Below are 24,420 nucleotides of genomic sequence, written 5' to 3' on the forward strand. Positions count from 1 at the left end.
GCACCCGCCACGCCTCGATGCTGAGCTCGTCCTCGGCCAGGACGGCGCCCAGCCGGCGGGAGAGCAGCCGCTCGGCGCGGGTGAGCGAGCGCAGCAGGTCAGCTGGCGCCCCGGGCACGTCTGACATGAAACTCCCTGGTCCGGTGGCCCTGTCATGGTAGCGAGTCGTCCCGGTCAGTGGTGAGCGCTGGTCTTCCGCCGTGGGCCGGGCAATCATGTGCTCATGTCCGCGCCGGCACCGCCGTGGCTGACCGTCGACCGTGCCGTGGTCAGCATCGCGCTGGTCTACCCGATGCGCGGGCCGGCCGGCATGTTCGGCCCCACCTGCGAGCTCTGCGCGCAGCTCGCGGTGGAGGAGATCAATCGGTGTGGTGGCGTCCTGGGCCGGGAGGTGCGACTCGTGCCGGTCGACGGCGGAGCACCGCCGGCCGAGGTGGCCGCCGAGGTCGAGGCGTTGGTGTCGGTGGGGGCCGTGCAGGGGGTGACGGGGTGGCACATCTCCTCGGTGCGCCAGGCGTTGGCGCCCCGCGTCGCGCACCGGGTGCCCTACGTCTACACAGCACTCTACGAGGGCGGCGAGCGCACCGAAGGGGTCTTCCTGACCAGCGAGACGCCGGACGCCCAACTGTGGCCCGCGATGCGGCTGCTCGCCGCGGAGCAGGGGGTGCGTCGCTGGTTCGTGGTGGGCAACGACTACGTGTGGCCGCGCCGCACGTCGCGGGCCGCCCAGCGGTACGCGTTGCGCGGCGGCGGGCAGGTGGTGGGCAGGCACTTCCTGCCGTTGGACGCGCACGACTTCACCGAGGTGCTGCGCCGCATCGAGCACAGTGACGCGGACGCCGTGTTGATGCTGCTGGTCGGTGCCGACGCGGTGCGGTTCAACAGGGCGTTCGCCCGGTCCGGCCTGGACCAGCGCTGCCTGCGGCTGAGCACCCTGATGGACGAGAACATGCTGCTGGCCAGCGGTGCCGGCGCGACCCGGAGGCTGTACAGCACGGCAGGCTTCTTCGCCGGGCTGGTCACCCAGGAGAATCTCGACTTCCACGGCGAGTTCGCGCGTCGCTTCGGAGTGGAGGCGCCGCCGCTGGGCAGCCTGGGGGAGTCCTGCTACGAGGGCGTGATGCTGCTCGCCGCGCTCATCGGCCAGGCCCGCACCCTCGACGTACGGGCCATCGAGACGGCCGCCGACACAGTCACCTATCAGGGGCCGCGGGGGCGGTTGCGGCTCCGCCAGCGGCACGTCCGGCAGCGCATCTACCTGGCCGAGGCCGACGGGCTCGACTTCACAGTGCTCGCCCAGCTCTGAACCCGGCAGGGCAGTCGGCCGCCCCGGCCCTTGACAGCGCCACCCGATCCCGCCCTAAAATGCTTCCTGCGTGAAGGATCTGACCACGGGGTCGGATCTCCGCAATGCGTGTCCACCGTCGACGGAATGCTCCGCCGACCATTGTGGTGGCACCTTTCCTGCGTTTCTCCGAGCGGCCGGCACCGATTCCTCCCCACGGGTGTCGGCCGTTTCTCGTGCGCGCCTCGACGGTCCCTCGGAAACAGTCAATTAAGGACCGGGAAACACCCGCGCAATCATGCCGGTCGACGCTTTCCCTGCCCATATCCGATCCGGTGCCCTGCACGGCGTCCACCCGTCGACCTCGGCATCGCCCACGTCAGCTCCATCGGACCGCACCGACCGTCCTTACGCCACTTGAGTGCACCGCAGGGAGAGTAGATGTCATTATTCCGGGGCCGCCGCATCCTGGCGGGTGCCATGACCCTGGTCGCCGCGGCTGCGATGACCGCGTGCGGCAGCAAGACCAGCGACGAGGGCGGCGCGGCAGGCGTCACCGCCGACGTCTCCGGCGACACCGTCAAGGTGGGCCTGCTCAACTCGCTCTCCGGCACCATGGCGATCAGCGAGGTCACCGTCCGCGACTCCATCATGCTCGCCATCGACGAGATCAACGCGGCCGGCGGTGTGCTCGGCAAGAAGATCCAGCCGGTCGGTGAGGACGGCGCCTCGGACTGGCCCACCTTCGCGGAGAAGGCCGAGAAGCTCATCTCCGAGGACCGGGTGGCCGCCGTCTTCGGCTGTTGGACGTCGGCCAGCCGCAAGGCCGTCAAGCCGGTGTTCGAGAAGAACAAGGCGTTGCTGTTCTATCCGGTGCAGTACGAGGGTCTGGAGCAGTCGCCCTACATCTTCTACACCGGGGCGACGACCAACCAGCAGATCGTTCCCGGGCTCGACTATCTCAAGGCGCAGGGCGCGAAGTCGGTCTATCTGGTCGGCAGCGACTACGTCTTTCCCCGCACGGCCAACAAAATCATCAAGGCGTACGCGACAGCAAACGGGATGAAAGTGCTCGGCGAGGATTACGCGCCGCTCGGCTCCACCGAGTTCGGCACCATCGTCAACAAGGTCAAGTCGTCCGGCGCGGACGCGGTGTTCAACACGCTCAACGGTGACAGCAACGTGGCCTTCTTCAAGGAGTACAAGTCGGCGGGCCTGACCGCCGCCGCGATGCCGGTCGTGTCGGTGTCGATCGCCGAGGAAGAGGTCAAGGGCATCGGCACCCAGTACCTGGAGGGCCAACTGACGGCCTGGAACTACTACCAGACCACCCCGGGTGCGGCGAACTCCAAGTTCGTGGCGGCGTACAAGGCGAAGTACGGCGCGGACAAGCCGACGAGCGATCCGATGGAGGCCGCGTACGTCGGCGTCCACCTGTGGAAGGCGATGGTCGAGAAGGCCGGTGCCTTCGACGTGGAGAAGGTCCGCTCCGCCTCGGACGGGATCACCTTCGACGCGCCGGAGGGTCTGGTCACCGTCGACGGCAAGACCCAGCACATCGCCAAGACCGCCCGGATCGGCAAGATCGGCGCGGACGGCCTGATCACCGAGGTGTGGAACTCCGGCAAGCCGGTCCTGCCGGACCCGTACCTCAAGACCTACCCGTGGGCGAGCGGCCTGAGCTGACGACGCCGGCCCGGACGGAACGCGGTGCCGCGCGGTCCGTCCGGGCCACCCGACAAGCAGTTCGGAGTACCCACCGTGACAGTCATCTTCGGTCAACTCTTCACCGGCATCAGCATCGGCGCGGTGCTGCTGCTCATCGCGCTCGGCCTCGCGCTGACCTTCGGCCAGATGAACGTGATCAACATGGCGCACGGTGAGTTCATCATGGCCGGTGCGTACACCACCTACGTCCTGCAACAGAGCATCACCGGTGCGGGCCTGTCGCTGGCGGTCGCGCTGCCGGTCGCATTCGTGGTCGCCGGCGCCATGGGTGTCCTGCTGGAGGTGCTGCTCATCCGCCGCCTCTACGCCCGGCCGTTGGACACCCTCCTGGTCACCTGGGGTGTGTCCCTGATCCTGCAACAACTGGCCCGGGACATCTTCGGCAGCCCGAACGTGCAGACCCGCGCGCCCGAACTGCTCACCGGCAACGTGGCGCTGCCGGGTGGGCTGACCATCGCCAACAACCGGCTGTTCATCCTGGCCCTGGCGCTGGCCGCCGTCGCGGCGCTCACCCTGGCGCTGCGACTCACCCCGCTCGGGCGCCGGATCCGCGCGGTGGTGCAGAACCGCGACCTCGCCGCCGTGTCCGGTGTCGCCACCTCCCGGGTCGACCGGACGACCTTCTTCCTCGGCTCCGGCCTGGCCGGGCTCGCCGGGGTGGCCCTCACCCTGCTCGGCCCGATCGGCCCGACAATGGGCACCAACCTGATCATCGACGCCTTCCTGGTCGTCGTGGTCGGCGGGATCGGCCAACTCAAGGGCAGCGTGATCGTCGCCTTCGCCCTCGGCGTGCTCCAAGCCACCGGGGAGTACCTGACCACCCTCAGCGTCGCCAAGGTGATCGTGTTCGTGGCGATCGTCGCGTTCCTCCAGTGGCGGCCACAGGGCCTGTTCACCCTGCGGACCAGGAGCCTCGCATGACAGCCGTGACCCCCGCGCCACCCAGCACCGCCGTCCGCCCGGCGCCCGCTGGCGCCGTACCACCGGGTCGGCCCCCCGGCCGCTCCCGGCTGCGGGCCCTGGCCGGCTTCGCGTTCGGCGCGGCCGTGCTGTTCGCCGTGGCCCCGCTGGTGCTGTCGGACTTCCGGTTGGCGCTGCTCAGCAAGTACCTGTGCGTCGCCATGGTCGCGGTCGGCATCGGGATCGCCTGGGGCCGGGGCGGGATGCTCACCCTGGGCCAGGGCGTCTTCTTCGGCCTCGGCGGCTACGCGATGGCCATGCACCTCAAGCTCGCCGACGCGGGCCCGGGTGGCATGCCCGACTTCATGCAGCTGTACGGGCAACTCGACGAGCTGCCGCTGTGGTGGCGGCCGTTCGCCAGCCCGTGGTTCGCGCTGCCCGCCACGGTGCTGCTGCCGATGGCTGTCGCCTTCGGGCTCGGCTCGCTCGTCTTCCGCCGCCGGGTCCGCGGCGCGTACTTCGCCATCCTCAGTCAGGCGCTCGCCGCCGCCATGGTGATCCTGCTGATCGGCCAGCAGGGCACCACGGGCGGCACCAACGGGCTCACCGACATCAAGGGCTTCTTCGGCTACGACCTGGACGACCCGGTCAACCAGCGGATGGTGTACTTCATCATCGCCGGAACGCTGCTGGCGTTGCTCGTCCTGGCCCGCCAGCTCATCCACAGTCGCTACGGCGAGCTGCTGGTGGCGGTGCGGGACGGTGAGGAACGGGTCCGCTTCCTGGGCTACGACCCGGCGTCGGTCAAGCTGGTGGCGTACGTGGTAGCGGCCGGCATGGCGGGGCTGGCCGGGGCGCTGTTCGTGCCGGCGGTGGGCATCATCTCGCCGGCGCTGATCGGCATCGTCCCGTCGATCGAGTTCGTCATCGGCGTCGCGGTGGGCGGCCGGGCGACACTGCTCGGGCCGGTACTCGGCGCGGTGGCGGTGGCCTGGGCGCGTACCGCCCTGTCGGAACGTTTCCCGGGTACCTGGACGTACCTCCAGGGGTTGCTCTTCGTGGTCGTGGTGGCGTTCCTGCCCGGCGGCCTGGCGTCGCTGTGGGCGTTGGCGCGCCGCCGTGACGTCGGCGAGCCGCGGCCGCGTCGTGGGTGGTTGTCCCTGGGCCGGCGACAGACCGGGCGGACGGAGGTGCCGGCGGCATGAGCGGTGATCGGTTGGACGGGTTGTCCGTCCGTGACGTGCGGGTCAGCTTCGACGGCTTCACCGCGGTGGACGGTGTCTCGTTGGAGGTGCCCGCCGGCGACATCAGGTTCCTGATCGGGCCGAACGGCGCCGGCAAGACCACACTGGTCGACGCGATCACCGGCCTGGTCCGGGCCACCGGTTCGGTCCGCTTCGGTGAGGAGGAACTGCTCGGCCGGCCGGTGCACCGGATCAGCCGCCTCGGAATCGGGCGGACCTTCCAGACCTCGACGGTGTTCGAGGAACTGTCGGTGTTGCAGAACCTCGACATCGCGGCGGGCGCCCGGCGTAGCTGGGCGACCCTGGCCCGCCGCCGCCGGGGCGTTCCCGACGAGATCGCCGCCGCGCTGGAGACCATCGGTCTGGCCGGGCGGGCCGCGCACCTCGCCGGGACGCTCGCGCACGGCCAGAAACAGTGGTTGGAGATCGGCATGCTGCTGGTGCAGGACGCCCGGCTGCTGCTGCTGGACGAACCGGTCGCCGGGATGAGCCACGAGGAACGCGACGCCACGGGCGTCCTGCTGGAGACGGTCAGCCAGGATCGCACCGTCGTCGTGATCGAACACGACATGGACTTCCTGCGCCGGTTCGCGCGCAGCGTCACGGTGCTGCACGCCGGCCGGGTGCTCAGCGAGGGCACCGTGGCGCAGGTTCAGGCGGACCCGCGCGTGCAGGAGGTCTACCTTGGCCACCCGGTCGACGCCGGGTCGACCCGCACCCCTTCGGAGGCATGATGTTGACGTTGCGCGGGGTGCACGCCGGTTACGGGCGCTCACGGGTGCTGCACGGGGTCGACCTGGCGGTCCCGCCCGACGGGGTGGCCGCCGTCCTCGGGCACAACGGTGCCGGCAAGAGCACCCTGCTGCGGGTCGCGGCCGGGCTGCTGCGCCCGAGTGCCGGCACCGTCGAGCTGGACGGCGAGGACGTCACCCGCGCCGGGCCGCACGAGCGGGTGGCGCGGGGGATGGCGTACGTCCCGCAGGGTCAGCAGTGCTTCCCGCACCTGACGGCGGCGGAGAACCTGCGGCTGGTCGCCGACGGTCGGCGGGACGGGGCGGTGGCCACGGCGGAGGTGCTGGACCTGTTTCCGGCGTTGCGCCCGCTGCTGCGGCGGCGGGCCGGGCTGCTCTCCGGCGGTCAGCGCCAGCAGTTGGCCATCGCCCGTGCCCTGATCACCCGGCCGCGGTTGCTGATGCTCGACGAGCCGACCGAGGGCATCCAGCCGTCGGTGGTCACGGAGATCCAGGAGCGGATCGTCGAGCTGACCCGGCAGTCCGGCTTCAGCGTGCTCCTCGTCGAGCAGCACCTGGGCTTCGCGCTGCGGGTGGCGGACCGCTACCACGTGCTGGAGTCCGGCCGGGTCACCTCACAGGGCGACGGGGGTGTCACGGCGGAACGGGACGTCCGGGCGGCCCTGGCGGTCTGACCGGCGCTGCGTCGGTCAACTCCTCGGCGCGGGTCAGCGCATCGACCACCAGTGGAATGGCCGTTCGCGGGGCGCCGACCCGGCGTGCGCGACCTGAACGTCGCGGACACACCAGCCAGCACCGGGCCGCCCCACGCTCCTAGACCGCGCCGTAGTGGAGGGACAGCCCGCTGGCGGCCCGGTCGGCGGTGATCTGCATCATGCTGCCCAACATCGTCGCCCGGTCCGTCACCAGGGCCGTCCCATCGGGCGCGTACGTGATCCGGTCGCTGACCAGCACTGGCGCACCCTCGGCCTCGTCCAGGTGCCGGGCCACGTCCGCGCTCAGCACCTCCGGCCGGATCGTCTCCGCCGCCCGGGCCACCACCACCCCGAGGTCGGCCAGGGCCGCGTACAACGAGGTGCCGGTGAAGTCCACGTCGTGCAGTCGGTTCGCGTGCGGCTCGCGTACCCAGGAAACCTGGTGGATGGCGCGGCGACCCGCGAACGCGCGGACCCGCTCAAGGCGTAGGCCCGTGTCGGCCTCGGCGACCCGCAGCCGGGCCGCGACGCGCGAGGGCACGCGGCGCTGCGCGCGGGAGACCACCGTCGTGCGGACCTCGTGACCCTGCTCGCGCAGGTCGTCGCCGAAGCTCCGCAAGGACCCCAACTGGTACGCGACATGCGACGGTGCGACGAAGGTGCCCTTGCCGGGCTGCTGGACGATCAGCCCTTCGGCGCTCAGTTCGCGCAGGGCCTGGCGCAGTGTCATCAGGGTGACGCCGTACGCCGTGCTCAACTCGCGTTGCGCGGGCAGTGCCTCGCCCGGCACGTAGTGGCCGTCGCGGATCTTGGCGGCCAGGTCGGCGGCGATGGCCCGATAGCGTGCCACTGGTCTGCCTCCCGACGCGTCGACTGTCCGCTCCCGTCATCGACGGCCACCGCCGATCATCGCACGGCGGCAACCAGGGACAGCGCGGCCCGCAGCGACGCCACGAAGGCGCCGACCTCGGCGGGGGTCGCCCCGTCGAGGATGCGCCGCATGACGGCCGCCCCGACGATGACCCCGTCGGCGACAGCCGCCGCCTCGGCCGCCTGTTCGGGGGTGGAGATGCCGAAGCCCAGCAGCACGGGTAGGTCGGTGACCTGCTTGAGCCGGGCGGCGAGCGTGACGGCTGACGGTGCGAGCCGAGCGCGTTCGCCGGTCGTGCCCATGATCGAGACGGCGTACACGAAGTTCTGACTGCGCCGGCCGATCTCGGCTAGCCGGTCGTCAGGTGTGGCGGGGGAGGCGAGCAGACTCACCTGTACACCCGGCACGTTCAGGCCGGCCAGCTCCTCGAGAGGCAGGTCGGGCACGATCAGGCCGGTCACGCCGGCCGCCGCCAACGCGTCGCCGAACCCCGGCCGCAGCGCGATGTTGGCGTACGTGCTGGCGACGAGGGGGATGCCGATCCGCGCTGCGGCGAGGTCGTCCAGGACCGACGCGGGCGTCGTGCCTCGGGCGAGCGCCGCGTCCGAGGCCTCCTGAATGGTGCGGCCGTCCACGGTGGGGTCAGAGAACGGAAGCCCGACCTCGACCAGATCGGCTCCGGCGTCCTCGAAGGCGTTCACGTAGGTGGTCCAGCCCGGCGCGATCCCGCCGGTGATGTAGGGCATCAGCAGCTTCATCAGAGATCCGCCTCCGTGATCAGGGTGGTCACGTCCTTGTCGCCGCGCCCCGACAGGGTGACGAGCACCGTCGATCCGCTGGGTAGCTCCGGCGTACCGGCGGCACGGACGACCCAGGCGACCGCGTGGGCCGACTCGATGGCGGGTAGCACGCCTTCCGCTCGCGCCAGGCGGATCGCGGCAGCGACCGCCTCCCCGTCGGAGACGGTGACGTACCGGGCGCGACCCAGATCGCGCAGGTACGCGTGCTCGGGTCCGACGCCGGGGTAGTCCAGCCCTGCCGCGATCGAGTGCGCTTCCTTGATCTGACCGTGCTCGTCCTGGAGGAACAGCGACTGGAAGCCGTGCAGTACCCCGATCTCCCCGTTCGCCGCGCCGGAGCCGCCCTCGGCTTCCACCCCGACGAGCTTCGCCGATGTCTCGACGAACCCGGCGAACGTGCCCGCCGCGTTGCTGCCGCCGCCGACGCAGGCGACCACGTAGTCGGGGGTGGCTGCGGGTAGGTCGGCAGCGCACTGCTGCCGGGCCTCGTCACCGATGACGCGCTGGAACTCGCGGACCATCATCGGATAGGGGTGCGGACCGATGACCGAGCCCACGCAGTAGTACGCCTCGTCGACGTCTGTCACCCAGTGGCGCATGGCCTCGCTTGTGGCGTCCTTCAGCGTTCGGCTGCCGCTGGTCACCGTAACGACCTCGGCACCCAGCAGCCGCATGCGGAAGACGTTGTGCGCCTGGCGTTGCACGTCGCGTTCGCCCATGAACACCGTCACCGGCAGGCCCAGCAGCGCACCGGCCGTCGCCGTCGCGACGCCGTGCATCCCCGCCCCGGTCTCGGCGATCAGCCGCGTACGCCCCATGCGTCGGGCCAGCAACGCCTGTCCGAGCACATTGTTGATCTTGTGTGAACCGGTGTGCGTCAGGTCCTCCCGCTTGAGCAGCACCGTCACGCCGAGTTCGGCCGACAGTCGCAGGGCCGGCGTCAGTGGGGTCGGCCGTCCCACGTGCGCCGACAGCAGCGCGGCGAAGCTGCCGCGGAAGCCGGGGTCGGCCCACGCCTCGGAGAAGGCATCGGCGACCGCCTCGCAGGCGGGGATCAGGGACTCCGGCACGTATCGCCCGCCGTAGCTGCCGTACCGCCCGGAGGCGACTGCCGATCGCACTGTTATAGAACTCATGTCACTGTTATAGAACAGTAGCAGCCATTCTGGCAACAGGAGATGCGCGTCGTCCGCCTACCTGCCCCGGCGGCCCCTGTCCGGTTCGTAGACTTCCTGCCATGCCGGAGATCGTCGAGCTGCTGGCCTCGCCCGTGCACCGCTTCCTGGGCCGGCCCGCCGACGGCCCCGCGCCGGCTCCACCCGGCGAGCTGGTCGACGTCGTCCGGATCCGGGCCGGCCTCGGCATCGTCGGCGACAGGTACTTCGGTCAACAGGCGCACCGCGACGCCAGCGTCACAGTCATCGCCCAGGAGTCGCTGCCGCCCGGCATCGGCCTGGCCGAGGTGCGGCGCAACATCCTCACCACCGGGATCGCCGTGGACGAGCTGATCGGCAGAGTGCTGGTACTGGACTCCGGCGACGGCCCGGTCAGCCTGCGGGTCAACCGGGCGGCCCGGCCGTGCGCCTGGATGGACGTCACCGTCGGTCCGGGGGCGTGGAAGGCGCTGCGCACCACCGGCGGCATCCGCTGTACGCCCCTCACCGACGGCACCCTGCGCGTCGGCCCGATCGACGCCGTCGTGACCTGAGGACGCCAGCTCAATCAGACCGGGCTGATGTGCGCTGCCAGCACCCGCCACCCGTGCGGGTCGTCGTGGACCCACGTCCGGGTGTAGCGCAGCCGCGCCGCGAACGGCGCCCCCTCGAAGACACCTGACACCCGGCCGAGGAAGAACGTCACCCCTGTCGCACCGACGACGAGCAGGTCCAACTCCTCCTCCACCAACTCTTCGATGACCGAGCGGCGGTCCCGGTGGGCGGCCAGGTCGTCCTGCTTGCTCTGGGTACGCCCGTCCGGGCCGACGGCGATCAGCTGGTCGACGAGCAGCTGATCGAGGGCGGCGACGTCGCCGGCCCGTTGGGCCGCCTGCAGGGTGCGTTCGGCGTCGAGCAGCTCGGCCTCGCGTGCGCTGTCCGGCATCGTGGCGTCCTCCGGTTCGGGTCCGACCCGGTGTCACAGTCGGCCGGGTTGCCCGCATTGTGGCAGCCCACCCGGTCCGGGCGGGCGGGGATCGCCGCCGACGGTCACAGACTCAGGCGAATCCGTACGAATGTCGTTCCGGCGCTGGTGAGCACGGCCACCTCGTCGCAGATCTGCTCGACGATCGCCAGCCCGCGACCCCGTACCGAGTCGGCGGCGGGCATGTCCCGGCCGAACGTTCGCGTCGGCCCCTTGTCGATGACGTCGCAGCACAGCTGGCCGGGCTCCACCCAGAGCCGAACCAAGCCACCGCCGGTGGTGTGCTGCAACGTGTTGGTGGCCAGTTCGCTGACCGCCAGCGTCAGCAGCTCCATCCGCTCGACCGGCAGGCCGCGGGCCAGCGCCCCGGCACTGACGAACGCGCGCAGCGCTCGTACGTCGGTCGCCACCTGGTAGGACATCACGTCCGCGTCGTCGGTGGGCAGACTCTGCTCGGCCACTGTCTCCCGTCGCTCGCTCAGCATCAGCGCGCCCGACCCCCGGCCAGCGGCACCGCGAAACACGCTGGTGCAGTGGACGTGCGAGCCGCTGAGTGCGCCATCGGGCAGCCGGAACCCTTCTCGTGGCGACAGGTGGTGTCGCCACATCATGTCATCCACCGACCCCTTGATCGACTCGTCCATTCGGCGGTTGATCACCTGCGGGTAGGCCCGACCAGGCTCGGCGATCCGGCAGCGGACCCGAGCGGCGTCGAGGTGTCGGGTCAGGGGGCCGAGTCGAAGGCGATCGACTCGCTCAACTCCCGCCACCGGGCGTCGGAGGCGGCGAGCGCCTCGGCGGCCGCTCGGGCGGCCGCCACGGCGTCGGCGCCGAGCAAAAACCGCAGCGGCGGGTCGTCGACCCGGGTGATCCGGATGATCGCCTGGGCGGCCCGGACCGGATCGCCGGGCTGGGCGCCGCTGGCCTGACGCAGCCGCTGGACGGCCGGGTCGATGACCGGCCGGTACGGTTCGCTGATCGGCGGGGCGCTCATCGACGAGCCGGCCCAGTCGGTGCGCAACCCTCCTGGCTCGACAGTGGTGACCCGGATCCCGAACGCCTCGACCTCCTTGGCGAGCACCCCGGAGAAGCCGCTGACCGCCCACTTGGCCGACTGGTACGCCCCGAGGCCCGTGCTCGCGACCCGGCTGCCGACACTGGAGATCTGCACGATGTGCCCGCCCCCCTGGTCGCGCATCACCGGCAGGGCAGCCCGGGACAGATTGACCACGCCGTAGAAGTTGGCCTCGACCTGCGCCCGGAAATCGTCCTCCGACGTGTCCTCGATGGCGGCGACGTCGGCGTACCCGGCGTTGTTGACCAGGATGTCCAGCCGCCCGAAGGTCTCCACGGCGGTGCGTACAGCGGTGCCGGCAGCGGTCGGGTCGGTGACGTCGAGGGCCACCGCGCGGACCCGGTCACCGTGCCCGTCGACCAGGTCGTCGAGCTGCCCAGGGTTGCGGGCGGTGGCCACCAGGTTGTCGCCGTCGGCCAGGACGGCCTCGGCGAGTGCACGGCCGAGACCACGTGAACAACCGGTGATGAGCCAGACTCGCGACACGGTGTTCCTTCCTGTCGATGGACCACGCCGCGGTCAGGGGCGGATGTCCAGGGCGCCGATCAGCCCGTCGCGCAGCGTGAACCGGTACCGCAGCTCGACCGGGCTGCCGGGAAAGTCACCGGACACCCGGGTGAGGGCCAGGTACGAGTCGCCCGCCTGCGACGTGATCCGGACCGGCTCGGCGGTGTACGTGTACGCGTCCATCGTTTTCTGCCGCCACGCGCGGATCGAGGCCCGCCCGTCGTACAGCCGGTCCTCGTCGGCGACGCTCGCCGTGTCTGCGAAGCAGGCGACGAAGGCGTCCAGGTCCCGGTCGTTGACGGCCCGGAAGTACCTGTCGATCACGTCGGGCAGGTCGGCCATCTGCTCCTCCTGCGGCGTGGGCCGCCGTCGGGCAGCCGTGGGTTCCCGGTCCGACCTCACCGTACGAGAAGCTGACGGCACCGCGTGGAGCAACAAGCAGAACCATCCCCGCTGTGGCTGCCGTGTTTGCTGCCGGTGGGCCCGGGTAGCCACGCGTTTCCGACAGCGAAGGGCGGGGGCATGGCCGAGCTGGCGTTCGTCGACAAGGTTGCGGCACGGGCGGGTGTGTCGCCGGAGCAGGCACGCCCGCTCACCGAGGCGGTCCTGCGGACCCTCGCCGAGCGGCTCTCCGGCGGTGAGGCGGGCGCGTTGGCACCCCACCTGGCCGACGAGCTGAGCCCGCTGCTGGTCAAGGCCCCCGAGCCGGCGGAAACGTTCGACTTCGACGAGTTCCTGCGCCGGGTGGCCGACCGCGCGGGGATCGACCGCCCGGCCGCCGAGCGGGGCACCCGCGCGGTGCTCCAGACGATGCACCGGGTGGTCGGGCACCGGGAGTTCGAGGACGCCCTGGCCCAGCTCCCGGCGAACCTGCGGGCACTGGCGCAGCCCCTACCGCACGGCCCCTGACCGACGCCTGGACGCCTCTGCCGTCGGGTGACCGTTCGGTCAGTGGTGCGGCGCCATGACACCGGATCTACTGTGCGTTACCGATCGAACGCGCAGTGGTGGTGGCTCCGCGCCCGTCCGCCGGGTCGTCGCCGCTCCGATCCGAGGAGCGTCCCCCTTGGCGTCCATGGTGTCTCCGCGTCCCCTGCTGACCGCGACGACGATCGTCGTCGCACTGATCACTCTTGCCCCCGCTCCCGCCGTCGCGTCTCCGCACCGTCACCGGGTCGTCGACCTCGGCACCCTGAGCGGAGGCGACGGCGCTGCCACGGCGATGAACGACCGCGGCGACATCGTCGGCTGGAGCACCGTCGCCAGCGGCGCCCGGCACGCCGTGCTCTGGCGACACGGCGTCATCACCGATCTGGGCGTGTTGCCAGGCGACACCGATTCCAGCGCCGTGGACGTCAACGAGTTCGGTGACGTGGCCATCACCTCCTTCGGCGCGGACTACCTGACCCGCGCGGTGCTCTGGCGCGACGGCCACCTCCGTGACCTTGGCACCCTGGGCGGGGAGAACAGCGTGGCGATCGGAGTCAACGACCGGCGGCAGGTGCTCGGCACCAGTGAACCGGCCGGCGACATGCCGCACCGCTTCCTGTGGCGCAACGGCGTCTTCACCGACCTGGGCCGGGAGTACTTCTACGAGTTCACCAGCGACGTCAACAACGCGGGCGACGTGGTGGGCGGGTTCAACGTGCCGCCGCAGGACTACCCGTGCACCTGCGTCGGTGGCCGGTTGCGCGACGGCGTGTTCACCCAGATCGGCAGCGAGGCGCTCGGGGTCAACAACCGGGGTCAGGTGGTCGGGGCGGCGAACGGACGGGCGTTCCGCTGGCAGAACGGGACACTTACCGACCTCGGCACGCTCGGCGGCGACTGGAGCCGCGCCACAGCGATCAACGACCGGGGCGCGGTGGTGGGCCAGAGCACCACCACCACCGCGTGGCACCCGTTCCTCTGGCGCAACGGTGTGATGACCGACCTGACCACCCGGGGCGTGTGGGAGACCGACTCGATCGAGGACATCAACATCAGCGGCCACCTCGTCGGCGCCCGGGGAAACCGACCGGTGCTGTTCCGCTGAGCGTCGGTCTCCACACGGCTCACGAGACGGGGCGTGGCCCGACCCGCCGGTCGGACCACGCCCCCTCGTCCGAGGTCAGCCGGTTACCCCGCTGCTGACCACCCACTTCTGGTGCGCGCCGCCCGCGTACGTGCCGAGCTGGATCTGGGTGCGATCGGCGCTGCTGCCGCCGGCGGCCTCCATGACCTTGCCGGACTGCGGGTTGCGGATGGACCCGTCGCTCTGTGGCTGCCAGACCTGGGCGCCGGTGCCGTTGCAGGTCCAGAGCTGAACCTTCGTGCCGTTGGCAGTGCCGGCGTTGTCGATGTCCAGGCACTTGCCGAGCACCCGGTACGTGTCGCCGACCCGGGTCCACGACTGGGCGGCGGTGCCGTTGCAGGTCCAGAGCTGGATCTTCGTGCCGTCGGCGGTGCCCGAGTTGTCGACGTCCAGGCACTTGCCACCGACGCCGGTGATGGTGCCGCCGATCGGCGGCGGCGGGCTGCCCGGGATGGAGTTGAGCGTGTACCACGCCTCGGTGCTCCACAGTGACTGGCCGCTGGTGGAGGTGAACGGGCGCGGCGAGCGCAGGTGCACCACCCGACCGGCCTTGCGGCCGGCCACCGCCAGGCTCACCTTCTTTCCGTCCGACGAGAGGGTGGCCGAGGTGACGGTGAGGGTCTCCTCGTCGATCTTCGGCCCGCCGTAGGCCGAGGTGGCCACGTACCGCCATTGCTTGATCTTGTAGCGCGCGGCCAGTTCGGCGGCGGTCTCCGCCGAGACGGGCTGGGTGTACTCCACCTCGAAGCCGGTCGTGGTGGCGCGCATCGCGAGCATCTCGAACGTGGTGGCGGTGTTCGGGGTGAGCTTCTGCAGGCCGTACGACAGCTTGCCGGTCTGGCCCCAGTTGCCGCCCGCGCCGAGCCCACCGACGTAGATCGCGCCGTCCGGGCCGACGTTGACCTCGGAGACACCCGCCTCCAGGCCCTGGGTGAGGCGGAACAGGGCGCCCTGGTACTCGCCGTTGACCTTCTCCACGTTCGCCCGTTGCAGACCGCCGTACGTCACGTCGCCGATGACGAACTGGCCCGCGTAGCGACCGCTGGTCAGGTACATCGGCGTGCTGGGCGAGTTGGCGATCTCGTTCTGCGGCATCCACAGCACCGGCGCAGTGACCGGGGCCGTGTCGAACGGGCCGGCCGGGTTCGTGTAGTGGTTGAAGAACCGGCCCTGCTTGACGTGCACCAGCTTCGACGAGGGCAACCAGCCGCCCTGGTTGTCGGTGACGAAGATGCCGCCCTCCGGGCCCCAGCCGATGCCGTGCGGCGTACGCAGCCCGCCGGCGACGTAGCTGACCGCGCCGGTGTCCTTGTTGACCTTGAGGGTGGTGCCCCGGTTGGTGGCGGGCTGCGGGTTGGTGGTGGCGCCGCCGGAGTTGATCGACACCGAGAGGTTCAGGTAGAAGAACCCGTCCTGGTAGAGCAGGCCGAACGCGAACTCGTGGAAGTTGCCGCCGTACGGCCAGGTGGCGACGGTCTCCAGGCGCTCGGCCGCCTCGTCACCGCCGGTGTTCACCAGTCGGGTCAACCGCTGCTTCTCGGTCACGTAGACCACCCCGTCGACGACCTTGAGCCCCATCGGTTCCTTCAGGCCGCCGGCGATCTTCTTGGTGGTCACGTTGCCCGGGCTCGTCGACCCGCCGGTGTTGCCGAGGATCCAAACCTCGCCGTCCTGGGAGGTGCCGGACTGGTCGCTGCCACCCCAGGTGCTGATGACGAGCCGGCCGTCGGCCAGCCAGTCCATGCCGGTGACCTTCGGCTGGAAACCGCTGGGTCGCAGGTTGGTCAGCGTGTAGCCGGGGTGCACGCCGGTCAGCGGCAGGCCGTCACCGGGGGTGTCGGAGACCCCCTCGCACTCCTTGCGTCCGGGTGCTGTCACCCGGACCACGCCGGCGTCGGTGCTCAGCGCCGAGTTCGGTACGACAACGAAGGTCGAGGAGCCGGGCGTCTTCCACTCCAGGGTGATCTGCTGCCCGCCCCCGCGCTCGAAGTGGTCGATGCGCAGCGCGTGCAGGCCGGCGGTGAGGGTGACGGTGCCCTCCTTCGGCGGGGTCGCGCCGTGCAGCCCGTCGTGGTTGATGACCACGGCGTCGTCGATCGACAGCCTGGACCCGTCGTCACTGCTGAGCCGGAACGTGTAGCTGCCGGCCTGGGTGGTGGTGACGTTGCCGAGCACCTGCGAGACGAAGTTGTCCTCGAAGCCGAAGTCGGCCGCCGAGGTCCAGTTGATCGTGGACATCAGCTTGTCCACGTTCGGGGTCTGGGCGGGCTTGAGGGTGCACAGCTCGGAGAGCGGCACCTGCACGTCGAAGACGCGCAGCGTGACGCCCGGTTCCTGCGCGGGGGCGGCGGTCGCGGGGGCGGCCCAGAGACCGGCGGTGAGGACGAGTGCCAGCGCACCCAGTGCGGGTTTGTGTGGTCGGCGTAGCAGGCGTGTGCCCATCGTTCCTCCAGGAGGCGGTGGAGTGTCCGACGGCCGGCGCGGTGCAGCGGTGAGGATGGCCGTCGGCCCGGGTCCGTAACGTCCTCGACGCCGACGAGTGACGTTGCGGAAACACCGGGTGGATGGATCGGAACATTAAGGTGTTTCGATTGGACTGTCCATGGCTTCGCTTCGATGCATCAAAAGTTACCGATGTCCATGCGAAAGTTCGCCACGGTACGCGAAGAATGCCCGGCTATTGCAGGCGGCCTACCGCCGTCCGCGCCGGGCCGGGCCGCCGGATCGATCGCCGGGCTTGCGGGCCGGGGTAGCGGGCTTGCGGCCTGAGGTGCCGCCCTTGCCTGCCGAGCCGGCCGGCCGACGGCTCGGCGTGGCGGCTCCCGGTGTGGCGGGTCGACGGCGGGCCGCCACCAGCACGATCGCGGAGACCACGACGACGATCAGGGCCGGGACCAGCCAGGCCGGGAAACCGCCGTCCCCCTGCTCCTTCGCGGCGCCGGCCGGCTCGCCCGTCGGTGCGCCGGTAGGGGTGACCGGGCTGCCGGTGGCCCCCGAGGTGGTCGAGCCCTCGCCCTCGGCCTGGGCGAGCAGCGCCGGGTCCGGCCCCGCCGTGGGCACCGACCAACCGGCCGGGGCCGGTGTGCCGGGACCCTGGTAATCGAAGGTCACCTCGCCCCGCACCGCCTCACCGTCGGAGGCCACGGAGAGGTAGCTGGCGGTGTAGCGACCCTTCGCCGGCCAGTGCGCGACGGTGACCAGGGCCGGGAAGCCGGTGTGGTACAGCCGCGGCTCGAACACACCGTTGACCATGAAGTACTCGGTGACCGGCTTGTCCAGACGCTTCGGCTCACCGTAGGACCAGCCACTGTCCACTCGCGACCCGTCCGGCCCGTTGATGGCGAAGTGCGCGTTGGACGCCGGCTTCTCGGTGAAGTACAACGCCAGTTGGGTCAGCGGCTCGCGGACGACGGTGCCCTTCAGCGGGGCGGAGGTCGCCAACTGGCCGTGCGCGGACGCCGGGGCGACCGGCAACAGCAGCGACACCACAAGGGCCGCCGCCAGCGCAGCCACAACCCGACTCAGAACCTCACGCACAGTGACCAGCTTCGATCGCATTCGTTCATCATGGTCATATCCCGGTCACCGAACAAGACGTAGAGTTCTCCTCCCCGACGATCAACCCGACACCCGTCCCCCTCGCGTCGTTCGGAGCCCGCCCGTGTTCGTCAGTACCCCCGCCGTCCGCACCGCCACCACCCTCGTCTCGGTCACCCTCGCCGCCCTGCTCCTCGCCGCGTGCGGGCAGGACGACGACCCCTCCGTGGCCGCCCCGTCGACGGCGCCCACGTCCGCCGCCCCGTCGACCGCCACCCCCACCGCGCCGACGTCGACCGCCAGCGGCACACCCAGCGCGTCCGCCAGCACCGCCGCCGTGGACCGACAGATCACCGTGACGATCGCGAAGAAGCGGGTCGACCCGCCGACCGGGCGGATCACCGTCAGTAAGGGCCAACTGGTCCGGATCACCGTCACCTCGGACGTGGCCGACGAGTTGCACGTACACGGCTACGACCTGGGCGCCCGGCTACCGGCCGGAACACCAGGTTCGGTGGAGTTCCGGGCCGACAAGACCGGGTTGTTCGAGGTGGAGACGCACGAGTCCGAGTTGGTGCTCTTCCAACTCGTCGTCCGCTGAGCGGCATGACTGCCGCTCCCACGCTGCTGGCGCACGGCGTCGGTGGCCGCCAGGACCTGCCGATCACGCTGCCGCAGCTCGTCGTCGCCGCCGCGCTGACCCTCGTCGTCACCTTCGTCGCGCTGGGCCTGCTCTGGCGCGAACCCCGACTCGACCGGGACGCCACCGGCGGTCGACCGGTGCCGCGCGGGCTCGCCCGACTCGTCGACGCGCCCGCGTTCCGGTGGGCGTTGCGCGGGCTCGGCCTGATCGCCGCCGCCTGGTTCTGCCTCGGCCTGCTCGGCGGGCCGGACACCGCTGACAACCCCACCGCCGGCGCGCTCTATGTGCTGCTCTGGGTCGGGCTCGCCCCGCTGTCGCTGCTGCTCGGCCCGGTCTGGCGAGCGGTCAACCCGCTGCGTACGGTGCACCTGCTCGCGGCGCTGGCCGCGCGGCGCGACCCGCACCGAGGGCTCCGCGAGCTGCCGGCCGGCGTCGGGTGGTGGCCGGCCGCCGCCACCCTGTTCGGGTTCGTCTGGCTGGAACTTGTCGCCCCCGACCGGGCCACCCTGCCGGTCATCACCGCCTGGCTGGCCGGGTACACCGTCGTCCTGCTGGCCGGGGCTGTGGTGTTCGGGGCCGGCTGGTTCGACCACGCCGACCCGTTCGAGGCGTACAGCGCCCTGATCGGTCAGCTCGCCCCGCTCGGCCGGGCTGCGGACGGCGTCCTGGTGTGGCGCAACCCGCTCGACGGGATCGCCGGCCTGCGGCCCCGCCCCGGGCTGGTCGCCGTGGTGGTCGTGCTGCTCGGCTCGACCATGTACGACAGTCTCTCCAACGCGCCGGGCTGGTTGCGCTTCAGCCAGGAGAACGGCCTGCACCCGGCGGTCACCGGCAGCGCCGGTCTGAGCGTCGTGATCGCCGCCGTCGCGGTGGCGTACCTCGCCGCCACCGGCGCCGCGGCGCGCATCGGTCGCGCCGACGCGACCGACGCCCGCGGCGTACCGGGCGAGATCGCCCACTCCATCGTGCCGATCGCCGTGGGGTACGTGGTGGCGCACTACTACTCGCTGCTGATCCTGGAGGGCCAGCGCACCATCGCGTTACTTTCCGACCCGCTGGGCACCGGCGCCAACTGGCTCGGCACCGCCGACTGGGAGCCGCAGACCGCGCTGATCACACCCTCCGGAGTGGCGACCCTCCAGGTCACCGTCATCATCCTCGGGCACCTGCTCGGTACGCTGCTCGCCCACGACCGCGCCCTGTACCTGTTCCCCCGGGCTCGGGCGGTGGCCGGCCAACTACCCCTGCTGGCCCTGATGGTCGCGTACACGGTCGCCGGTCTGCTGCTGCTCTACGCGGGGTAGCCCCGCCGGGTTCGGAGCCGTGCGTCATCATGACCCGTGGACTCCGAGCTTCAGCGCTACCTCGACGACCTCGTCAGCACCGCCCGGGACGTGCTCGGCGCCGACCTGGTCGGCGCGTACGCGGCCGGATCGGTGGGGCTCGGGGCGTACCAGCCCGGCCGCAGCGACGTGGACGTCGCGCTGCTCAGTGCCGGCCCGCTCACCGAAGCCACCAAACGGGCGGTTGTCGCCCGACTGCGGCACGAGACGCTGCAGTGCCCGGCGCGCGGCCTGGAACTCGTCGTCTACGACCGGGCGGTGGCCGCCGCCGGCACCCCGGAGCCCGGCTTCGAGGTCGAACTGAACACCGGGGCCACCATGCCGTTCCGGTGCACCCTCGACCCTGCCGACCGCCCGGCCGCGGACGGCCGATTCTGGTACGGCCTCGACCGCAGCATCCTGCACCAGAGTGGACTCCCACTGCTCGGGCCGCCAGCGGGGGAGGCCTTCACCGACCTCGCCCCCGCCGACCTGCGCCGGCTGCTCATCGAGGCGCTGTCCTGGTGGCTGGCCCTGCCCACACCGCCGGCCGAGCAGCCCGCGCCCGGCGCCGAGGACGCCGTACTCGGCGCCTGCCGGTCGCTGGTGCGCCACCGCGACGGCGTCTGGCTCGCGAAAGTGCCCGCCGGCCAGCGGCTGATCGACACCGGCGACCCGGCCGAGGTGATCCGCCAGGCGATCACCGCGCGGCACGGCGGGCCACCGCCCACCGGGGCGCAGGCCCGCGCCTTCCAACAATGGGTACGCGACGAGATCGCCGGCTGATCGCTGCGGCGCTCAACGGACCGGGGTGGGCTCCAGTGAGGCGAACAGCAGGTTGAGACCCTCGGTCATGGTCGGGTGGGTGATGATCGCGTCCCGCAGTGCGGTCCACGGCATTCCGGCGAGCATGGCCAACTGCACCGAGGTGATCACCTCACCGGCCTCAGCGCCGAGCAACGCCGCGCCGAGGATCCGGTCGGTGCCGGCGTCGACGACCGCCTTCCACATGCCCTGGGTCTGGCGCAGGGTGCGTGCCCGGGGGATGGCGGCGACCGGCAGGTGGGCGACCTGAACGTCGTACCCGGCGCGGCGCGCCTCGGTTTCGGTGAGCCCGACCCGCGCCAGCTCCGGGGTGGTGAAGACGGTGTACGGGATCAGCCGCTCGGCGGTGCTGCGCTGACCCCCGGCGAGGTTCGCGCGGATGATTCGGTAGTCGTCCAACGAGACGTGGGTGAACTGCGGGCTGCCGGCGACGTCCCCGGCCGCCCAGGTGCGTTCGGCACTGGTGCGCAGGTGCTCGTCGACCTCCACGAAGCCCCGCTCGCTGAGCCGTATGCCGGCCACGTCCAGGTCGAGCCCGTCGGTGACTGGTTCCCGGCCGGCTGCCACCAGCACGTCGTCCCCGATCACCACGCTGCCGTCGTCGAGGTTCACCCGGAGCGAGCCGTCGGCCTCCCGGTCGACCCGGGCGACCGCGACACCCACCCGAACGTCGATGCCGTCGTCGAGGAAGACGCGCATCACCGCGTCGCTGACGTCCGGATCCTCCCGGGTGAGCAGCCGTGGGCCACCCTCGACGAGCGTCACCGCGCTGCCGAACGACGCGAACATCTGCGCGAACTCCACCCCGACCGTGCCGCCGCCGAGCACCACCAGCCGGGCCGGCAGCCGGTCCAGGCGCAGCAACTCGTCACTGGTCAACACCGCTGCCTCGGCCATCCCGGGCACCGACGGCAGATGGGGCCGGGTGCCCGTGTTGATCACCACGTCGCTGCCGCGCAACAGCCGCTCGCCACCGTCGGCGAGTGCCACCCGTACGGTCCGCGGGGCCACGAATCGGGCCTCGCCGATCACCAGGTGCAGGCCGGAGTCGAGGAACTGCTGCCGGTTCGCGGCGACCATTCCCTCGACCACGTCCTGCTTGTGCGCGCGTAACAGGTCGATGTCGACCCGGCCACCCTCCACCGCCAGGCCGAGCGCCGACGCGTCCCGCAGCAGGCGGGCAGCCCGCGCGCTGGTCACCAGCGCCTTCGTCGGGATGCACGCGACGTTGATGCAGCTGCCGCCGATCATGCCGCGTTCCACCATGGCGACCCGCTGGCCGGACCGGGCGACGTCCATGCTCAACGTCTTGCCCGCTTTGCCGCCACCGACGACGACCAGGTCGAACTCCTCCGGTTGGTCGGTCACCGGGGCTCCTCTCGTGACCGGCCAGGCCGGCGGCCACCGCCGGTGCGCGGCGGCCAACCCAGCCTGCCAGCTCGAACGGGAACAGCGACCAGGTTCCGCCCAGAATCCCCCCGTGCCCGCCCCGCCCCCACTCCCGCCCCGTCGATCTTGCACTTACTGTCCCGACGTAGCTGGCATTCCGCGCGATTCGGCAACCGTAAGTGCAAGATCGACGCGGGTGGAGGCGTTCCCTGCGGCCCCGTGCGGGATCATTGGTGGATGTCTGTGCTGCCGCTGCGGGTCCGTGCACGGGTTCGCCACGAGTCGGATCGCACCTACGTGGTGCTGGTCGATGGACCTGACGGGGAGGTGCTGGTCGGCGCCACCGGCATTCTGCGAGAAGTGCGCACCGTGGCACGCGAGGGTGCCGCTCGGCTGTTCGGGGTGACGACGGAGCGGGTCGACGGGGACCACCTGGACCTGGTGATCCCGCAGCCGCCGTACGGGCGCGACGGGCAGTGGGTGCGCATCACCTCGGCAGGCGAGGCCGCCACGCCGGACGACTCGGTCGACGTGGGCATGGCCGGGCAGGCGCACTGGTTCGGCCACGAGGGCGCCTGGTTCGTCACGGTGGCCGGCTCCGGCACCGCCATCTATCCCAGCGAATACCTCGACTTCGCCCCCACCGTCACCGACGAGGAGATCGCCGAGCTGCGGAGGTACCTCGCTCGGTCCGCCCCGTCTCCCTCGTGAGTGGCTGATCGGCCGGGCGCTCGCCCCGGGCCCGCGCGCATTCGCTCGGGCCAGGGGACGAGCGCCACCGAGATCAGTGTCGGGCGGCGCCGTTCTCACTCGGCTGCCCGAAAGCCAGGAACGGTACGGGCGTCGGCGCGTCGGTGCCGATGTGCCGAGGGAAGGTCGGCTCGGCGTCGTCGGCGCCCACCTCCCGCGCTGCCGAACGGTCGGGTGCCGTCGACTCGTCCGCCACCGCCGGTGCGCCACCGTGCTCACCGTTCGCCTGACCGGCCAGAGCCCGGTCGCCGTTGGCTTGCTCGGTCGAGGCCCGGTCGCCTGTGGCCTGCGCTGCCGGGGTGAGGTCGGCGTAACCGTTGTGAAGCGGGCTCCGGTCGGCAGGTGCCGGGTCGAGCGGGGCACTGTCGGAAGCGGCACGGTCGGCGTCCGCGTCGTCCACTGTGGGCCGCTCCACGGGGTACCGGTCGACGCCGGCGCGGTCGACGGAGAGCCGCTCGACACCCAGCCGCTCGGCGGGTCGGTCGGCGCTGGACCGGGAGCCCACCATCGGGTACTCGGCCGTCTCCGTGCCGCCGGCTGCCGCCGCCATGACCGCGGCGGAGGCGAGGTCGGCCACCCGCTTCGCCTCCCGCTGTACGCGGGCGCGGACATCCTTGGCGTGCCGCTCGGCGGAGTCCCCGGCGCGGCGGGCCTCGTCCAGTCGGGCGTTTTCGGCGGTCAGGTCCCGGCGGACCTCGTTGAGCCGCTGCTGCATCCGGGACAGCTCGTCCTCCAGTGCCTCGCCCTCCTGGCGGATCTCGGCAAGCTGCTGGCGGCCGGTGTCCAGCTCGGTGTGCAGCTCCGCGGCCTCCTGCCGGCGCTCCTCAAGCTCCTTCTGCAGGGCGGCGAGCTGCTGCTGGTGGCTGGCGGCCTGCTCCTCGGCGCGGTTGCGCAGCTCGGTCACGTGCTGCTGTGCCTCGGCCAGCAGCGCGGCGATCTGCTGCTCGGTCGCGCTGCGCTGCTCGGCCAACTCCTGCTCGGAGGCGGCCTGCTGTTCGGCGATGTCCTGCTCCGCGGAGGTACGCCGTTCGTTGACCTCCCGCTCCACGCCGGCCTGCCACTGGGCCATCTCCTGCTGGTGCTTGGAGCGCGCCGACTGGAGTTCCTGCTGGATCTGGGTACGGGCCGACTTCATCAGCGCGTCGGCGGCGACGCGGGTCTGGTTGAGTTGCTGCGCGCTCTGCTCGGTGATCCGTTTGGCCTCGTGCTGGGCGCGCTCGTGCGCGGCCTCACCGTCGGCCCGCAACTGCTCGGCGTGCTCGCGGATCGCTGTCAACTCGGCCTCGGCGTGGGTGCGCCGCTCCTCGTGCGCCTGCTCCTGCTCGGCCCGCCGGGCGGCCAGCTCCTCGGCCAGGTCCTGACGTGCCTGCGCGGCCCGCTCACGGGTGTCGGCGAGGATCCGCTCGGACTCGCTGCGTAGCTCGTTGGCCCGGTCGGCGGCCGATTCGGTGATGATGCCGGCCTGCTTCTCGGCGAGCGCCATGATTTCGCCGACCATCGGGCCCAGATCGTGGAACGAAGCGCGGTCCACCTGCACGGGTTGCTCCTGAAGCTCGGCCAGCTCGGCACGCAGCCGCTGCACCTCGGCGGTCAGTTCACGGACGCGGACGGCGGAGCGCCCATGCTCCCCGCTCAGCATCGCGATCTGACCGTCGAGCTGCTCCAGGTGCCGGTCCACCTGGCGTTTGTCGTATCCGCGCAGGGCGAGCTCGAAGCTCGGCCGGGAGGCCGCATCGTCGCGTGCTGCGTGCGGCTCAGCGCCGATGGCCATGCACCATCCTCCGTACGATTGGGGCGTCAGGGTCGGCGGTCGCCTGCCCCACGGGTCGTCAGTGTGGCGCTACGCTACCGCCGCGCGGACCACATGCGAAGTCCTGCCCCACC

General features: G+C 71.4%; 24 protein-coding genes. 13 read left to right on the plus strand and 11 right to left on the minus strand.

Annotated elements, in window-relative coordinates; all coding sequences use genetic code 11:
* The first annotated feature begins 223 nt into the window (after positions 1-223).
* From ABZ406_RS29815 to urtE, 6 genes are all read left to right on the plus strand, one after another.
* Positions 224-1,306, plus strand: coding sequence for a substrate-binding domain-containing protein (locus ABZ406_RS29815; protein ID WP_357768702.1), 1,083 nt, complete (start codon positions 224-226; stop codon positions 1,304-1,306).
* A gap of 420 nt (positions 1,307-1,726) precedes the next feature.
* Positions 1,727-2,971, plus strand: coding sequence for an urea ABC transporter substrate-binding protein (gene urtA, locus ABZ406_RS29820; RefSeq protein WP_357768704.1), 1,245 nt, complete (start codon positions 1,727-1,729; stop codon positions 2,969-2,971).
* Between the two features lie 75 nt (positions 2,972-3,046).
* Positions 3,047-3,934, plus strand: a complete 888-nt coding sequence (gene urtB, locus ABZ406_RS29825; protein ID WP_357768706.1) for an urea ABC transporter permease subunit UrtB — start codon at positions 3,047-3,049, stop codon at positions 3,932-3,934.
* Positions 3,931-5,118, plus strand: coding sequence for an urea ABC transporter permease subunit UrtC (urtC, locus tag ABZ406_RS29830; RefSeq protein ID WP_357768708.1), 1,188 nt, complete (start codon positions 3,931-3,933; stop codon positions 5,116-5,118). Before urtB ends, urtC begins: the two co-directional genes overlap by 4 nt.
* Complete coding sequence (gene urtD / locus ABZ406_RS29835) at positions 5,115-5,891, plus strand: urea ABC transporter ATP-binding protein UrtD (protein ID WP_357768710.1); 777 nt, start codon at positions 5,115-5,117, stop codon at positions 5,889-5,891. Before urtC ends, urtD begins: the two co-directional genes overlap by 4 nt.
* Positions 5,891-6,583, plus strand: coding sequence for an urea ABC transporter ATP-binding subunit UrtE (gene urtE, locus ABZ406_RS29840; protein ID WP_357768712.1), 693 nt, complete (start codon positions 5,891-5,893; stop codon positions 6,581-6,583). Before urtD ends, urtE begins: the two co-directional genes overlap by 1 nt.
* 139 nt (positions 6,584-6,722) lie before the next feature.
* On the opposite strand, the gene ABZ406_RS29845 is transcribed toward urtE, so the two are convergent.
* The 3 genes from ABZ406_RS29845 to trpB are packed head-to-tail and all read right to left on the minus strand — an operon-like array spanning position 6,723 to position 9,411.
* Entirely contained in the window at positions 6,723-7,454 is a 732-nt protein-coding gene (locus ABZ406_RS29845; protein ID WP_357768714.1) for a GntR family transcriptional regulator, read from the minus strand.
* A 56-nt stretch (positions 7,455-7,510) separates the two neighbouring features.
* Positions 7,511-8,233 carry a tryptophan synthase subunit alpha gene (gene trpA, locus ABZ406_RS29850; protein ID WP_357768716.1) on the minus strand — a complete coding sequence of 241 codons (723 nt, stop codon included), beginning with the start codon at positions 8,231-8,233 and terminating at the stop codon, positions 7,511-7,513.
* Positions 8,233-9,411 carry a tryptophan synthase subunit beta gene (gene trpB / locus ABZ406_RS29855; protein ID WP_357768718.1) on the minus strand — a complete coding sequence of 393 codons (1,179 nt, stop codon included), beginning with the start codon at positions 9,409-9,411 and terminating at the stop codon, positions 8,233-8,235. Before trpB ends, trpA begins: the two co-directional genes overlap by 1 nt.
* Positions 9,412-9,512: 101 nt before the next feature.
* Here trpB and ABZ406_RS29860 point away from each other — a divergent pair, with 101 nt between their 5' ends.
* Complete coding sequence (locus tag ABZ406_RS29860) at positions 9,513-9,983, plus strand: molybdenum cofactor biosysynthesis protein (protein ID WP_357768720.1); 471 nt, start codon at positions 9,513-9,515, stop codon at positions 9,981-9,983.
* 14 nt (positions 9,984-9,997) lie between these two features.
* On the opposite strand, the gene ABZ406_RS29865 is transcribed toward ABZ406_RS29860, so the two are convergent.
* From ABZ406_RS29865 to ABZ406_RS29880, 4 genes are all read right to left on the minus strand, one after another.
* Entirely contained in the window at positions 9,998-10,375 is a 378-nt protein-coding gene (locus ABZ406_RS29865) for a nuclear transport factor 2 family protein (RefSeq protein WP_357768722.1), read from the minus strand.
* Positions 10,376-10,479: 104 nt separating this feature from the next.
* A complete protein-coding gene (locus ABZ406_RS29870; protein ID WP_357768724.1) occupies positions 10,480-11,058 on the minus strand; it encodes an ATP-binding protein in 579 nt (192 codons plus the stop codon).
* Between the two features lie 80 nt (positions 11,059-11,138).
* Positions 11,139-11,975, minus strand: a complete 837-nt coding sequence (locus tag ABZ406_RS29875; protein ID WP_357768726.1) for an oxidoreductase — start codon at positions 11,973-11,975, stop codon at positions 11,139-11,141.
* Positions 11,976-12,008: 33 nt separating this feature from the next.
* On the minus strand, positions 12,009-12,338 hold the full coding sequence (locus tag ABZ406_RS29880) for a nuclear transport factor 2 family protein (protein ID WP_357768728.1): 330 nt from the start codon (positions 12,336-12,338) through the stop codon (positions 12,009-12,011).
* Between the two features lie 180 nt (positions 12,339-12,518).
* Here ABZ406_RS29880 and ABZ406_RS29885 point away from each other — a divergent pair, with 180 nt between their 5' ends.
* On the plus strand, positions 12,519-12,905 hold the full coding sequence (locus ABZ406_RS29885; protein WP_357768730.1) for a DUF2267 domain-containing protein: 387 nt from the start codon (positions 12,519-12,521) through the stop codon (positions 12,903-12,905).
* Positions 12,906-13,071: 166 nt separating this feature from the next.
* Positions 13,072-14,031 carry a hypothetical protein gene (locus ABZ406_RS29890; protein WP_357768764.1) on the plus strand — a complete coding sequence of 320 codons (960 nt, stop codon included), beginning with the start codon at positions 13,072-13,074 and terminating at the stop codon, positions 14,029-14,031.
* A gap of 75 nt (positions 14,032-14,106) precedes the next feature.
* Here ABZ406_RS29890 and ABZ406_RS29895 read toward each other — a convergent pair whose 3' ends face one another.
* Positions 14,107-16,512 carry a ricin-type beta-trefoil lectin domain protein gene (locus tag ABZ406_RS29895; RefSeq protein WP_357768732.1) on the minus strand — a complete coding sequence of 802 codons (2,406 nt, stop codon included), beginning with the start codon at positions 16,510-16,512 and terminating at the stop codon, positions 14,107-14,109.
* Positions 16,513-16,761: 249 nt separating this feature from the next.
* Positions 16,762-17,628 (minus strand): copper resistance protein CopC, encoded by an 867-nt coding sequence (locus tag ABZ406_RS29900; RefSeq protein ID WP_357768734.1) that lies wholly within the window; start codon positions 17,626-17,628, stop codon positions 16,762-16,764.
* Positions 17,629-17,731: 103 nt separating this feature from the next.
* Here ABZ406_RS29900 and ABZ406_RS29905 point away from each other — a divergent pair, with 103 nt between their 5' ends.
* Genes ABZ406_RS29905 through ABZ406_RS29915 form a run of 3 tightly spaced genes read left to right on the plus strand, consistent with a single transcriptional unit; the run spans position 17,732 to position 20,358 of the window.
* A complete protein-coding gene (locus ABZ406_RS29905) occupies positions 17,732-18,208 on the plus strand; it encodes a hypothetical protein (protein WP_357768736.1) in 477 nt (158 codons plus the stop codon).
* A 5-nt stretch (positions 18,209-18,213) separates the two neighbouring features.
* Positions 18,214-19,554, plus strand: a complete 1,341-nt coding sequence (locus tag ABZ406_RS29910; protein WP_357768738.1) for a hypothetical protein — start codon at positions 18,214-18,216, stop codon at positions 19,552-19,554.
* Between the two features lie 36 nt (positions 19,555-19,590).
* Positions 19,591-20,358, plus strand: coding sequence for a nucleotidyltransferase domain-containing protein (locus tag ABZ406_RS29915; RefSeq protein WP_357768740.1), 768 nt, complete (start codon positions 19,591-19,593; stop codon positions 20,356-20,358).
* A 12-nt stretch (positions 20,359-20,370) separates the two neighbouring features.
* Here ABZ406_RS29915 and ABZ406_RS29920 read toward each other — a convergent pair whose 3' ends face one another.
* Positions 20,371-21,765, minus strand: coding sequence for an FAD-dependent oxidoreductase (locus ABZ406_RS29920; RefSeq protein ID WP_357768742.1), 1,395 nt, complete (start codon positions 21,763-21,765; stop codon positions 20,371-20,373).
* Between the two features lie 258 nt (positions 21,766-22,023).
* Between ABZ406_RS29920 and ABZ406_RS29925 the strand changes: the two genes are divergently transcribed.
* Positions 22,024-22,497 (plus strand): hypothetical protein, encoded by a 474-nt coding sequence (locus tag ABZ406_RS29925; RefSeq protein ID WP_357768744.1) that lies wholly within the window; start codon positions 22,024-22,026, stop codon positions 22,495-22,497.
* 73 nt (positions 22,498-22,570) lie between these two features.
* Here ABZ406_RS29925 and ABZ406_RS29930 read toward each other — a convergent pair whose 3' ends face one another.
* Positions 22,571-24,307, minus strand: a complete 1,737-nt coding sequence (locus ABZ406_RS29930; RefSeq protein WP_357768746.1) for a hypothetical protein — start codon at positions 24,305-24,307, stop codon at positions 22,571-22,573.
* Between the last annotated feature and the right edge of the window lie 113 nt (positions 24,308-24,420).

Source organism: Micromonospora sp. NPDC005710 (assembly GCF_040630995.1).
In the GTDB taxonomy this organism is placed as follows: Bacteria; Actinomycetota; Actinomycetes; order Mycobacteriales; family Micromonosporaceae; genus Micromonospora.

What these genes read in the sequence shown, in the direction of transcription:
- ABZ406_RS29870 (WP_357768724.1), bottom strand. Translation starts at nt 11,058, where the DNA reads ATGGACGAGTCGATCAAGGGGTCGGTGGATGACATGATGTGGCGACAC.
- trpB (WP_357768718.1), bottom strand. Translation starts at nt 9,411, where the DNA reads ATGAGTTCTATAACAGTGCGATCGGCAGTCGCCTCCGGGCGGTACGGC.
- ABZ406_RS29900 (WP_357768734.1), bottom strand. Translation starts at nt 17,628, where the DNA reads ATGCGATCGAAGCTGGTCACTGTGCGTGAGGTTCTGAGTCGGGTTGTG.
- ABZ406_RS29890 (WP_357768764.1), top strand. Translation starts at nt 13,072, where the DNA reads ATGGTGTCTCCGCGTCCCCTGCTGACCGCGACGACGATCGTCGTCGCA.
- ABZ406_RS29885 (WP_357768730.1), top strand. Translation starts at nt 12,519, where the DNA reads ATGGCCGAGCTGGCGTTCGTCGACAAGGTTGCGGCACGGGCGGGTGTG.
- urtD (WP_357768710.1), top strand. Translation starts at nt 5,115, where the DNA reads ATGAGCGGTGATCGGTTGGACGGGTTGTCCGTCCGTGACGTGCGGGTC.
- ABZ406_RS29910 (WP_357768738.1), top strand. Translation starts at nt 18,214, where the DNA reads ATGACTGCCGCTCCCACGCTGCTGGCGCACGGCGTCGGTGGCCGCCAG.
- trpA (WP_357768716.1), bottom strand. Translation starts at nt 8,233, where the DNA reads ATGAAGCTGCTGATGCCCTACATCACCGGCGGGATCGCGCCGGGCTGG.
- ABZ406_RS29925 (WP_357768744.1), top strand. Translation starts at nt 22,024, where the DNA reads ATGTCTGTGCTGCCGCTGCGGGTCCGTGCACGGGTTCGCCACGAGTCG.
- ABZ406_RS29865 (WP_357768722.1), bottom strand. Translation starts at nt 10,375, where the DNA reads ATGCCGGACAGCGCACGCGAGGCCGAGCTGCTCGACGCCGAACGCACC.
- urtE (WP_357768712.1), top strand. Translation starts at nt 5,891, where the DNA reads ATGTTGACGTTGCGCGGGGTGCACGCCGGTTACGGGCGCTCACGGGTG.
- urtC (WP_357768708.1), top strand. Translation starts at nt 3,931, where the DNA reads ATGACAGCCGTGACCCCCGCGCCACCCAGCACCGCCGTCCGCCCGGCG.
- urtA (WP_357768704.1), top strand. Translation starts at nt 1,727, where the DNA reads ATGTCATTATTCCGGGGCCGCCGCATCCTGGCGGGTGCCATGACCCTG.
- ABZ406_RS29930 (WP_357768746.1), bottom strand. Translation starts at nt 24,307, where the DNA reads ATGGCCATCGGCGCTGAGCCGCACGCAGCACGCGACGATGCGGCCTCC.
- ABZ406_RS29815 (WP_357768702.1), top strand. Translation starts at nt 224, where the DNA reads ATGTCCGCGCCGGCACCGCCGTGGCTGACCGTCGACCGTGCCGTGGTC.
- ABZ406_RS29895 (WP_357768732.1), bottom strand. Translation starts at nt 16,512, where the DNA reads ATGGGCACACGCCTGCTACGCCGACCACACAAACCCGCACTGGGTGCG.
- ABZ406_RS29880 (WP_357768728.1), bottom strand. Translation starts at nt 12,338, where the DNA reads ATGGCCGACCTGCCCGACGTGATCGACAGGTACTTCCGGGCCGTCAAC.
- ABZ406_RS29860 (WP_357768720.1), top strand. Translation starts at nt 9,513, where the DNA reads ATGCCGGAGATCGTCGAGCTGCTGGCCTCGCCCGTGCACCGCTTCCTG.